This window comes from Mycobacterium basiliense, assembly GCF_900292015.1.
Taxonomy (GTDB): Bacteria; Actinomycetota; Actinomycetes; order Mycobacteriales; family Mycobacteriaceae; genus Mycobacterium; species Mycobacterium basiliense.
Genome location: NZ_LR130759.1, coordinates 4404256 through 4416154 on the forward strand (window position 1 = coordinate 4404256; position 11899 = coordinate 4416154).

An 11899-nucleotide genomic window follows, 5' to 3' on the forward strand; every position below is an offset into this window, starting at 1 on the left:
GTTATTCAACGGGGCGGATGTGCGGGCGTCAGGTGCGGCAGTCACGGACGTCAGTCTATCGAGCGCCCGCCAGCACGCAGATCCAGCACGGCGCTGCGCTCCCGACAACAGTCGATTGCACAGTTGCTCAGAGGCCCGTTGCGGGCGGCATTCCAGGTTCTGCCACCGTCACTCGGATCGGCGAGGGTTTGCCATCGGCGTATTCCCGCACTTCTGCGAACCCCCCGGGGACACGGGCGGCACGTCCAACGGGACATTCGGCGCCTTTTCGCCAGCCCAGCCGCCACACCCGAACACAGCCCTGCAAGACTTGCAGCATGTCGCGGCTTAGCGAGCCGAGCCCGTATGTCGAGTTCGACCGTAAACAATGGCGCTCGCTTCGCATGTCGACGCCCCTAGCCCTCACCGAAGAGGAACTGATCGGCCTGCGCGGTCTCGGTGAGCAGATCGACCTGCTCGAGGTCGCAGAGGTATATCTGCCGCTGGCCCGGTTGATACACCTTCAGGTCGCCGCCCGCCAGCGGCTGTTCGCCGCTACCGCGGAATTCCTGGGCGAACCACAACAAAACCCCGATCGCCCAGTGCCATTCATCATCGGCGTGGCCGGCAGCGTTGCAGTCGGTAAATCGACCACTGCCCGTGTGTTGCAGGCATTGTTGTCCAGGTGGGACCACCACCCTCGGGTGGACCTGGTCACCACCGACGGCTTTCTCTACCCCAATGCCGAGCTGGAGCGGCGCAACCTCATGCACCGCAAAGGATTTCCGGAGAGTTACAACCGCCGAGCGTTGATGCGGTTCGTGACGTTGGTGAAATCCGGTTCGGACTACGCCTGCGCCCCGGTGTACTCACACCTGCACTACGACATCATCCCAGGGGCGAAACACGTGGTCCGCCACCCCGACATCCTGATCTTGGAGGGGCTCAACGTCTTGCAAACCGGCCCAACTCTGATGGTGTCGGACCTATTTGACTTCTCGCTGTACGTCGACGCCCGCATCGAAGACATCGAACAGTGGTACGTGTCGCGGTTCCTGGCGATGCGCGGCACCGCCTTCGCTGACCCGGAATCCCACTTCCACCACTATTCGGCCCTGGCCGACCCGGAGGCCGTCATCGCCGCGCGCGAAATCTGGCGAACCATCAACCGGCCCAACCTCGTTGAGAACATCCTGCCGACCCGGCCGCGGGCGACGTTGGTGCTGCGCAAGGATGCCGACCACTCCATCAACCGGCTGCGGCTGCGCAAGCTGTAATCCTGCCGCTGATCGAGCTATTCCGACGATCTGGACGAGAAAACTAATGCCCGGCTAACGAAGTCAGCCGTGAAGGCCGTCCTGACCGTCCACCCCATGCTGGCCGGTGCCGCCCGCGGTGCCATTTTGGCCGCCGCCGCTACCCGTGCCCGCCAGCCCGGCATCACCCCCGACTCCACCGTCGCCGCCGGTACCACCGACGCCACCGCTAGCGCCGGCTCCGTGGGCACCGGCCTGGCCGAACAGCCCGCCGGCGCCACCGGCACCACCAGCACCACCGTTGCCGCCGTCGCCGCCGGTGCCCCCGGTGCCGCCATCGCCGCCGTTACCGCCGGACCCGGTGAACTGGGTGCCGTCGCCGCCGTTTCCGCCAGCGCCACCGGTGCCGCCGATCGCTCCGGATCCACCGCCACCACCGACACCGCCGGACCCGCCGGCACCACCATTGCCGAACAGCAGCCCGCCTTGGCCCCCTGTCCCTCCGGCGCCACCCGCGCCACCGAACCCGCCGGTAGCGCCGGCGCCGCCCGCGCCGCCCTTACCGCCAGACCAGCCGCTGGTCCGGTCATTAAACGCATCGTGGACGTTGCCGGTCCCGCCGGTGCCGCCAGCCCCACCGGTGCCGCCGCCGAAGCCGCCGGCACCACCCTGGCCGCCGGCGCCGCCGGACCCATTGAATCCGCCAGGGCCGCTGGTCCCGCCCGTGCCACCGGTCCCGCCCATGCCGCCGGTGCCGCCGTTGGCTCCACCGTCACCGCCCGTGCCGCCGTCACCGCCGCGGCCGACAAAGCTTGTACCGGAAGTGCTCACCCCGTTGCCGCCATTCCCGCCGTTACCGCCGGTCGTACCTTCGCTGCCGGTGCCGCCCGTGCCGCCCTTGCCGCCGGTAACGTTGGCTTGCGGGCCGCTGGCGTCGCCGCCGTTGCCGCCGTTGCCGCCTTGCTCAAAGAGACCGGTTCCGTCTGATCCTTTGCCGCCGGGGCCGCCGTTGGAGAAGGGCAGGCCAGGAGCGCCGGGGCTACCGGGCGCGGCCTGCGATAGTGGCGCGTGGGCAGAGGGGTTGACGCCGTCGGCTCCCTCTCCGCCGGCCCCGCCGAACCCAGCTGCCCCACCCGTGCCGATCAGCCGGGCGTTGCCGCCGGCCCCGCCGGCCCCACCATTGCCACCGAATCCGCCGATACTGTCCGAGACCCCCACACCGGCACCGCCGACGCCGCCGTTACCACCCGCGCCGCCGTCGCCAATCAGGCCGGAGGCACCGCCGGCTCCACCGAAACCACCGTTGCCCCCGTCGGCACCGACGCCGCCGTCACCGCCGAAGCCCCCGGCCCCGCCATTGCCCCACAGGAACGCACCGTGGCCGCCGTCGCCGCCCGCACCGCCGCTGGCGGCGAGGCCGGCATCGCCGCCGCCTCCGCCGTTACCGCCGGCACCACCGTGGCCGAGAAGCCCCAGCGTAGGAGCGCTGCCACCGGCACCACCCGCACCACCGATGCCCCCACTACCGAATCCGCCATTCCCACCTGCCCCAGCGCTGCCGTAGATCCATGGGCCGGCCCCACCGGCGCCCCCATCACCACCGGCGCCCAGCAACCCGGCGGCACCGCCGGCCCCACCAGCCCCACCGGCACCCACCAGCAAAGCGGCGCCGCCGGCGCCACCGGAGCCACCGGCGGTACCAGGGAACATGGCGCTCCCACCAGCACCGCCGGCACCACCATTGCCGTACAGCAATCCACCGGCACCACCGAAACCGCCGGCCGCGCCGGCCCCCCCGCCGCCCCCGGAGCCTCCGTTGCCGATCAGCCCGGCGGCACCTCCATTGCCACCGGCCACCCCGGCGGTCGTGCTGGTCCCGCCGCTACCGCCATTGCCGTACAGCAAACCACCAGCGCCGCCGTTTTGCCCTGGACCACCGTTCGCGCCATCCCCGATCAGCGGGCGCCCAAACAGCGCCTGACTGGGCGCGTTGATCACGCTCAGCGCTTCCTGCGGCACGCTCTGGAACGCCGAAGCATTGACCGCCTCGGCGGCCGAATACGCCCCCGTGGCGTTGGTCATTGCCCGCACAAACTGCGCATGAAAACCGGCGACCTGAGCGCTCAGCGCTTGGTAGGTCTGAGCGTGACCGGCAAAGAGCACCGCCACCGCGGCCGACACCTCGTCGGCGCCGGCAGCCAGCACCCCCGTGGTCGGGAGCAACGCTGCCGCATTAGCTTCGCTGAGCACCGTGCCGATACCTGACAACTCTGAGGCGGCCTGTGCGATCAGGTCGGGAGCAGCAATTACAAATGACATCGTTGTCCTCCAATGGCTCACCGCCCAGCGTCCAGTCGGAGTAGCAAGATCGTATCGCGATCACAGCCGATCTAGGCGGTTATTCAAAGGACACAATCCAAACGTCTCTGCAGGCCAAAGGCACGATCAAAGCGCACACGACCCGTAATAAGGGTTGTGCACTTTGCACGTGCTACCCACGGTGGCGGGCCGGCAGGGCGCGTGTCGAAGCTTGCAATCTCATGCCCGCCGCCACGTTCGATCCGCCAGCATCAACCAGAGATGAGAGCGGATCGCTCCGCTACCGCGGGCCCGTCGAGTTCGCAGAAATCGTTGGGCGCGAAACCCCCGAGACGGCTGATACGCGGCACCATCCCACGCACCAGCGGTGCCGCGCATCAGCGGAAAGGGGCCAGGAAGAAGCCAGCAAGGCGCCGGCAGAGATTAGGTCACCAACCTGCGCACCCCCAGGTACTGCAACCCGGCGAACGCCCCCGTGTACAAGCCGCTGGCCAGGGTCGCGGCCACCCCGATGGCAGTCATGGGCACGAGCTCGGCGGCGACGACGGCGGCCAGAGTGTAGACAATGTTGCCCGCGACCACGCCCAGCCCAACACCGCGCAAGTTGGGCATCGCGGCCAGGCCGAATACCAGCAAGCCGTAGAGCACGAAGAAAGCGCCGATGCTGTACTCCTGAACCGAAGTCAGACCGGTTAACGACGAGATCGGGTCCGCGGCAAGGGCCACCGCCAGGCCCAGGAGTCCGGTCAACGTGGCGTCAGCGCGCATCGCGAAACGCAGCAACGAATCCTTCGAGTCGTACAGCGGCGGGGTGGTGGTGGAACCGGATATCCCGGACATTGTGGCCATGCCATTACTCCTTGAGGCTCGGAGACAAGGGTGTTCGGTAGAACAACCCTGAGCGTGCTCCCCGCGCACTGCCAGATCGATGCACGGCACTGCCAATTGCTGCCATGAGCGGAATGACCAGGCATTTATCTGGAACCGCGGCCGACGACCACGCCAAGCTGATACTGCGAACCGCGTGCGATGGTCGCTGCCATAGCTAGTCGCTAGGCACGGTCGCCCGCCTGCGCAGGTCTGCCGCAATGAGCCGGGCGGCCGCGTTTTGCCAATTGTGCAGCGAGCGCTGCGGTACCTCGGTGGCAAACCACCGCCATGCCTGCCGGGCGGTGGGATCCAGCCCCGAGGCGGTGGCGTTCTGCGCGTATGCGCGCACGCCGACGACATACGGGAAATACAGCGAGTTGTAGTAGCGCCATTGCTCGGTGGTTCCGAAATCGCCGGCGTCGCGGGGCTTGAGCCGCCCAATACCGTCGGCCAGAACGGCCTTGAGTTCGTTGGCCCGCTCCAGCGGGTGATCGAGTGCGCCCCGCGCGGCCAGCCGCTCGTCGATCACCGGCAACGCGGTTAGCGGGCTGGCGACAAGTTTGGTCAGGTCGCCGTAGTGCCCGAGCGCGCGCCGCGTGAGCCTGACAAAGGTGTCGTCGTCGACGTCACTTAGGGGATCGTCAGACCGCAGCGCCAGCGCCGCCCCGGTGTGGCGCAGCGCGGCCCGATCAGCGCGGAGTTCAGGCGATCTCCGGAACGCCAGCCGATCCAGCACCCCGGCCAGCGGATCGGCCAGCACCTGCACCGTGATCGACACCGCCAGGCTGGTGAACAGCAGGACCGTGAGCGCGGTCTGCGCGGCGGGCTCAGTGTGGGTCACCGCCAAGCCGATCAGTATCTGGCCACCAAACAGCGTCGCCACCGCCGAACAGCCGGCGAACGATCGCAGCATGTCGGCGCGCAGCGCCTGCCCTTCATCGAAGGCGTCCCACAACGCGACGGCTACCCCGAGCGCCAAGACGTCGAAACCCGTCGACGCCAGCGCCAGCCAGCTAGGCACCAGGCCCAACGGAATGATCAGGATCGCATTGGCCAACGCGAAGAACAGCGTCGCGACGACGACCACACCTACCACCGGCGTCGGCTGGGCGGGTCGCAGTACCGCAACCCCCATCGCTCCCAGGGTGGACACCGAGATCACCGCAAACATCAGCAGGTGGCCCGGCCGCAGCGGGCCCTCGACGCTGCCCGCCATCGTCGCGCCGAGCAACGTCAACCCGGCGACACCGGCGATAAGGAGCAGCTCACGGGTGCGCGCCCGCCAGCTCTCACACGGCCGTGACAGCTCGACAAGCACCGCGAACCACCCCACGCTGGGGACGGCAGCCAGGTAAATCTCCACCTGGCTGAGCAGCCCGGCGTGCGCGACACTGACCGTTCGTACCGAGTCCAGCGCCACCACCAGGGCAAATCCGCACAAACCGATCGCCGCCAGCGCGAGCACCGGCTTTCGCGGATCACGGGCCAACAGATAGAGCCCCAACCACCCGCTCAGCGTGAACACCACCGCCGACAGCGCAGCCATGCATCCAGTGTGTCACCCGGTCACCGGCCTGACGGCCCGGCGCTGCCGCGTTCGCCAACTTCGCGGTTGAGCTCTCCGGCTACGGCGATGCGCCGTGCTTGCCCGCCGCGCCGAACAGCGCGCCACCAGCACCACCGACACCGCCGGGCCCATTGGGCGTGCCGATGGCGCCTGCGCCGCCGCTGCCGCCGTCACCTATCAACTGCGCACCGCCGCCGTTACCGCCGGTGCCGCCGACCCCAAACGAAGCGCCGGGGGCAATACCGCTGGCGCCGCCATTACCGCCGGCGCCGCCGTTGCCGTACAACAAGCCCCCGGTTGCTCCGTTGCCGCCGTTACCGCCGGCGCCGCCGTTGCCGGCACCGCCGTTGGCGGCCCCGGATCCCCCGAACCCGCCCTGCCCATTGACCCCGCCAACGCCACCGTGCCCGCCTGACCCGCCGCTGCCGAAGAGCCAGAGCCCGTCGTCACCGGCACCGCCGCCGCCAGCCCCGCCATTTCCGCCGGCACCGCCCGTGCCGCCGAAACCGCCCTTCCCGCCCATGGCGCCAATGACGGCGCTGCCGCCGTTGCCCGCGTTGCCGGCACCGCCACCGCCACCGCCGTCACCGCCGCTGCCGCCGGCACCGAACAGCAGCCCGCCGGCGCCACCGGATCCACCGGACCCGCCGCCACCGCCGGCGCCACCGTTGCCGCCGTTGCCGCCGTTGCCGCCGCCCGGGCTCCCGTTGCCGCCGTTGCCGGCCGCACCGGCGGTCCCGCCGGCCGCTCCGTGCCCTCCTGCCGCGCCAACACCCAACAGCCCGGCGCTGCCACCCGCCCCACCGGAACCGCCGACGCCGCCGAACCCGCCAGATCCGCCGAGTCCACCGTTAGCCTTGGTGCCACCTGTCCCGGCGCCAGCATTTCCGCCGGTACCGCCGTTGCCCCCGGCGCTTGCCTGCCCGCCGGTCCCACCGTCGCCCCATAGCAGACCGCCGTTGCCGCCGGCCCCACCTGCCCCGCCGGCACCGCCGTTGCCGCCGACACCACCTGCCCCGCCGGCCGTTTGAGGAGGGCCGATGGAGGCGGCGCCGATACCGCCATTCCCGCCGGCGCCGGCGGTGCCGCCATTGCCGCCGACACCGCCGACACCCAAGAGCCCGGCGTTGCCGCCGGCACCGCCGGCACCGCTCGCGCCGCCGTCGCCGCCCGCGCCGCCACGACCGCCGACCAAGCCGCTACTGCCGACGCCACCACTGCCGGCAGCGGCCCCATGACCACCGGTCCCGCCGTTGCCCACCAGCAGCCCGCCGGCGCCACCGGCACCGCCGCCGCCACCGGCACCACCGGATCCGCCCGGCGTGCCGTCCTGGACGACGTTGACGTTGCCACTGGCGCCTAGGCCGCCAGTACCGCCATTCCCGCCGACACCACCGTTGCCCAACCACCCTGCGTCGCCGCCGGCCCCACCGGTGCCGCCGGCACCACCGGCCCCAGCCGACCTGTCGAAGTCGTGAGGGGCACCGCCGTTGGCGCCGTTGCCGGCTCCGCCACCCGCCCCACCATCACCGAACAGCCCGCCCTTGCCGCCGGCACCACCGTTTCCGCCCGCACCCCCGGCCCCCTGGGGTCCCCCCAGCCCGCCGTCGCCACCGTGCCCGCCGGCTCCGCCGGTACCCCATATCCCGGCCCCACCACCAGCCCCTGCGGCGCCGCCGGCCCCGCCGGCCGCGCCAGTGATGCCGAATCCAACGACTGCCCCGGTGCCACCGCCCAGCCCGCCGACACCAGCGTTGCCGCCAGCGCCGCCGTTGCCGTAGAGCCATCCACCGGCGGCCCCGTTGCCGCCGGCACCGCCGACGCCGCCAGTGCCACTGGCACCGGCCGGGCCCAGACCAATACCACCTTTGGCACCATTGCCGCCGACACCGCCGGCACCACCGTGCCCACCGGCGCCGCCATTGCCGACCAACCACTCGCCGCCACCGCTGGGGCCGCCTCCACCGACCCCGCCGGCGCCGCCGGCACCGCCCATGCCGCCAGCACCACCGCTCCCCGAGGTACCGCCGGTGATCCGGTTCCCGCCGCTGCCACCGTCGGCCGCCCCACCGGCGATCCCGCCGTCGCCGCCGGTGCCGCCGGCGCCGAACAACAACCCACCCGCGCCGCCGGCACCGCCGACCCCGCCGGCCCCACCGTTGCCACCGTTGCCGCCGTTGCCGCCGTTGGGGTTTCCGGCGATGGCGTTGCCGCCGTTGCCACCCGCTCCGGCGAGGCCGCCGCTCGCCCCGTGGCCGCCGGCCCCACCAACCCCCAACAACCTGGCGTTGCCACCGGCCCCACCGGCCCCGCCGGCCCCACCTGCGCCGCCCTCACCGCCACCACCGGCGGCGGCGGTGGAGCCGGTGCCACCGGATCCACCGGCCCCGGCGGCCGCGCCATCGCCGGCGGCGGCACCGTGGCCGCCGACCCCGCCGTTGCCAAAGAGCAGCCCGCCCGCCCCGCCGGCACCACCCGACCCGCCAGCGCCGCCCTCACCCCCGTTGCCTCCGTTGCCGCCAGCTGCACTGAACTTTCCGTCGCCGCCCATGCCGGCCGCACCCGCGCTACCACCGGTGCCTGCGTTCCCGCCGGCGCCACCGGCACCCCACAGCCCGGCGTTCCCGCCGGCGCCGCCGGCCCCCCCAGCTCCGCCGGCGCCGCCGTCACCGCCGTCGACGGCGAAGCCGCCGTTGTTACCGACGCCACCGTCACCGGCCGTGCCACCTTGCCCGCCGGCACCGCCGTCACCAAACAGCAGTCCGCCGGCACCGCCGGCACCGCCGCTGCCGCCCGCCCCACCGGCACCGCCCGGCTGACCTGGGTCTGCACCCATCGCGCCGTTTGCTCCATTGCCGGCGGCACCGCCAGCGCCACCGATCCCCCACAGCCCCGCGCGTCCGCCGGCCCCTCCGTCTCCGCCTGCCACTCCGAAGGCGGTCGCCGTACCGCCGGCCCCCCCAGCACCGCCGTTGCCGATCAACCACCCACCGGCTCCGCCCTTGCCGCCGGCCGCGCCCGCGCCGCCGCCACCGCCCAACCCGCCGTTGCCGATTAGGCCAGCGTCGCCCCCATTTCCGCCGGCTACCCCAGCCGTTGTGCTGGTTCCGCCATTGCCTCCGTTGCCGTACAACAGCCCCCCGGCACCGCCGTTTTGCCCCGGTCCACCGTTGGCGCCGTCGCCGATCAGTGGGCGCCCGAACATCGACTGAGTGGGTGCATTGATCAGATCCAGCACGCTCTGGGGGGCGCTCTGCAACGGCGAAGCGTTGGCGGCCTCGGCGGCCGCATACATTTCACCGCCGGCCGTCAACGCCCGCACGAACTGGGCGTGGCACGCCGACATCTGCGCGCTCACCGCCTGATACGCCTGGCCGTGGGCACTAAACAGCGCCGCAATCGCCGCCGACACCTCGTCGGTCCCCGCCGCCAGCAACCCCATCGTGGGGGCGAACGCCGCCGCATTGGCCGCGCCTACCGCCGACCCAATGCCGGCCAATTCGTTGGCGGCCGCCACCAACATCTCGGGCGTCGCGATCACTATCGACATCGTCTTCCTCCGATGGGGCAACGACGATCCCGCCAGAGTGGGCAGGCCGTATCGCAATAGTGCACACTTCTCGCCTCGTTTCCCTGTACAGAACACACATAACGTTCGGCTGGAATATGCGTTTTGCACGGGTAGGGCCCAAGCGCCAAGTTTGCCGCCCGAACCACGCCGAAACTCGCTTCACGGCCAGAAACACGCCAGTCAGCGACCGCAGCCAAAGCGCCTCTGCTGGCGCCAGACTTACTTGCCGTACCTGCGATGCCGCATGCTGTAGTCGCGCAAGGCGCGCAGAAAGTCGACCCGGCGAAACGCCGGCCAGTGCGCCTCGGTGAACCACATCTCCGAATACGCGCTCTGCCACAGCAAAAACCCGGACAGCCGCTGCTCTCCCGATGTGCGAATCACCAGGTCCGGATCGGGTTGTCCGGAGGTGTAAAGGTTCTCGGAAATGCCCTCGACGGTCACCGCTTCGACCAGCTCTTCAGCGGTCGCACCGTTGGCGAGCCCCTTGCTCAACAACGCCCGCACCGCATCAACGATCTCGCGGCGGCCGCCATAACCGACCGCAAGGTTGACGTGAAACGAGGCGCTCTGCGGCGTGGACTCCACTGCCTCGCGCAACCGCCGAGCCGGTTGTTCGCCAAGCAGCTCCAAATCGCCCACGGTGCGCACACTCCAGCAATTGGCCGGTGCGCAGATCTCCTCGACAACGTCGGTGATGATCTCGATCAGCGCGCTGAGTTCTTCGGGATCTCGCTGCAAGTTCTCGGTGGAGAGCAAGTAGACGGTGGTCATCTCGATGCCGGTCTCCTGGCACCAGCGCAACATCTCGGCGATCTTGGCTGCGCCCATCCGGTAGCCGTAGCTGACGTCGTCGTAGCCCGCGTCGCGGGCCCACCGCCGGTTGCCATCGCACAGCACCGCGATGTGCCGTGGGAGTTCAGATTTCGTTGCGGCCAAACCCTGGCGCAACCGCAGCTCGTAGATTCGGTACAACGGTTCTTTGAGGCGCGGCGGGATGATCTCCACGAAGATCCAGACTACTGTGACCGCCGCCAAATTCCGGCCGTGATTCCGGCCAATATCACGACAAGTCGAAAGGCCCTCCGACCCCCGAGCCGACTACTGTGATCGGGGATAATGTGGGCACCGGAATGAGGGCAAAGGCACGATGGGAAAGCCAGACGGGGAAGGGTGAAATGAGCAGCCAGACCAGCGCAGCCCCCACCGCAGAACCCGAACCACACGGGCTTTCGCCGTCCAACGCGGCCCACCAGATCGTCGAGGGCGTTGCGCGCGCCCTGACCAAGCCGCGTTTCCGAGGCTGGATCCATGTCTATGCGGCGGGCACCGCCGTGCTCGCCGGCGCATCGCTGGTCGCGGTTTCGTGGGCCGTGGGTTCTACCGAAGCCGGGCTGGCGACGTTGGCCTACATCACCGCCACCGTGGTGATGTTCACTGTCAGTGCCACCTATCACCGTGTCAACTGGGAATCCGCGACCGCCCACAAATGGATGAAGCGGGCCGACCATTCGATGATCTTCGTGTTCATCGCCGGTAGCTACACCCCCTTTGCACTGCTGGCGCTGCCCGGTCACGACGGGCGGGTGGTCTTGTCGATCGTGTGGGGCGGTGCGGTCGCCGGAATCCTTCTCAAGATGTGCTGGCCGACGGCGCCGCGCTGGGTCGGCGTGCCGCTATATCTCCTGCTGGGTTGGGTGGCGGTCTGGTACACGGCGACGATTCTGCACAACGCCGGAGTTGCTGCGCTGGTGCTGCTGTTTGTCGGCGGCGCCCTGTACAGCATCGGCGGCATTCTCTACGCATTCCGTTGGCCCGACCCGTGGCCGTCGACGTTCGGCTACCACGAGTTCTTCCACGCCTGCACCGCGGTCGCGGCGATCTGTCACTACATCGCGATGTGGTTCGTGGTGTTCTAAGCCGCTTACGGCGACCGACGACTCACAGGTGCGTCACGTCGGCCGCCGACCAGTAAGCCTTCATCGCACTGACCTTGCCGGCGTCGTCGAACACCATCACCTCGATGGGCTCCACCCGCATTTTGTTCGTGCCGGCGGTGACGGTAAGCCGGAACTGAAACGCGGCCTCGTTGCCGGAAACCCGTAGCGAAACCAGCTCACATTCCCGCTCGAGACCGGCAATCGCCGAGTAGAAACCTCGGATCGCCTGCGTACCGATATGTACCTCGCCGCCGACCGGATCTTCCAGGGTGGCATCGTCAGCATAGAAACCGACCAGATCCTCCACGTCGCCATCATTGAGCATCGCGATGTAGCGGTTAACCGTGTCAGCGTTCGTTTGAGCTCTCTCCGCGGCATTGCGCATGTCACGCACGCT

Annotated in this window: 8 protein-coding genes; 2 read left to right on the forward strand and 6 right to left on the reverse strand. The window is 69.9% G+C overall.

The window, feature by feature from the left end:
* Positions 1-317: 317 nt before the first annotated feature.
* Complete coding sequence (gene coaA, locus MB901379_RS18525; RefSeq protein WP_158017950.1) at positions 318-1256, forward strand: type I pantothenate kinase; 939 nt, start codon at positions 318-320, stop codon at positions 1254-1256.
* Between the two features lie 63 nt (positions 1257-1319).
* On the opposite strand, the gene MB901379_RS18530 is transcribed toward coaA, so the two are convergent.
* The 5 genes from MB901379_RS18530 to MB901379_RS18550 form a co-directional block, all read right to left on the reverse strand.
* Positions 1320-3554: a PE family protein gene (locus tag MB901379_RS18530; RefSeq protein WP_158017951.1), complete on the reverse strand. Its 2235-nt coding sequence runs from the start codon at positions 3552-3554 to the stop codon at positions 1320-1322.
* 423 nt (positions 3555-3977) lie between these two features.
* On the reverse strand, positions 3978-4403 hold the full coding sequence (locus tag MB901379_RS18535) for a hypothetical protein (protein ID WP_174237043.1): 426 nt from the start codon (positions 4401-4403) through the stop codon (positions 3978-3980).
* Between the two features lie 196 nt (positions 4404-4599).
* Positions 4600-5970, reverse strand: coding sequence for a hypothetical protein (locus MB901379_RS18540; protein ID WP_158017952.1), 1371 nt, complete (start codon positions 5968-5970; stop codon positions 4600-4602).
* Between the two features lie 79 nt (positions 5971-6049).
* Positions 6050-9541: a PE family protein gene (locus MB901379_RS18545; RefSeq protein WP_158017953.1), complete on the reverse strand. Its 3492-nt coding sequence runs from the start codon at positions 9539-9541 to the stop codon at positions 6050-6052.
* Between the two features lie 240 nt (positions 9542-9781).
* Positions 9782-10570 (reverse strand): (2Z,6E)-farnesyl diphosphate synthase, encoded by a 789-nt coding sequence (locus MB901379_RS18550; RefSeq protein ID WP_158017954.1) that lies wholly within the window; start codon positions 10568-10570, stop codon positions 9782-9784.
* A 170-nt stretch (positions 10571-10740) separates the two neighbouring features.
* Between MB901379_RS18550 and trhA the strand changes: the two genes are divergently transcribed.
* On the forward strand, positions 10741-11481 hold the full coding sequence (gene trhA, locus MB901379_RS18555; protein ID WP_158017955.1) for a PAQR family membrane homeostasis protein TrhA: 741 nt from the start codon (positions 10741-10743) through the stop codon (positions 11479-11481).
* Between the two features lie 22 nt (positions 11482-11503).
* Here the strand turns inward: trhA and MB901379_RS18560 are convergent, their stop codons facing one another.
* On the reverse strand, positions 11504-11887 hold the full coding sequence (locus MB901379_RS18560) for a nuclear transport factor 2 family protein (protein ID WP_158017956.1): 384 nt from the start codon (positions 11885-11887) through the stop codon (positions 11504-11506).
* Positions 11888-11899: the final 12 nt, after the last annotated feature.

Bases quoted from the DNA above. Each gene is read 5' to 3' on its own strand.
- coaA (WP_158017950.1), top strand. From the start codon at position 318: ATGTCGCGGCTTAGCGAGCCGAGCCCGTATGTCGAGTTCGACCGTAAA.
- MB901379_RS18530 (WP_158017951.1), bottom strand. From the start codon at position 3,554: ATGTCATTTGTAATTGCTGCTCCCGACCTGATCGCACAGGCCGCCTCA.
- MB901379_RS18535 (WP_174237043.1), bottom strand. From the start codon at position 4,403: ATGGCCACAATGTCCGGGATATCCGGTTCCACCACCACCCCGCCGCTG.
- MB901379_RS18540 (WP_158017952.1), bottom strand. From the start codon at position 5,970: ATGGCTGCGCTGTCGGCGGTGGTGTTCACGCTGAGCGGGTGGTTGGGG.
- MB901379_RS18545 (WP_158017953.1), bottom strand. From the start codon at position 9,541: ATGTCGATAGTGATCGCGACGCCCGAGATGTTGGTGGCGGCCGCCAAC.
- trhA (WP_158017955.1), top strand. From the start codon at position 10,741: ATGAGCAGCCAGACCAGCGCAGCCCCCACCGCAGAACCCGAACCACAC.
- MB901379_RS18560 (WP_158017956.1), bottom strand. From the start codon at position 11,887: ATGCGCAATGCCGCGGAGAGAGCTCAAACGAACGCTGACACGGTTAAC.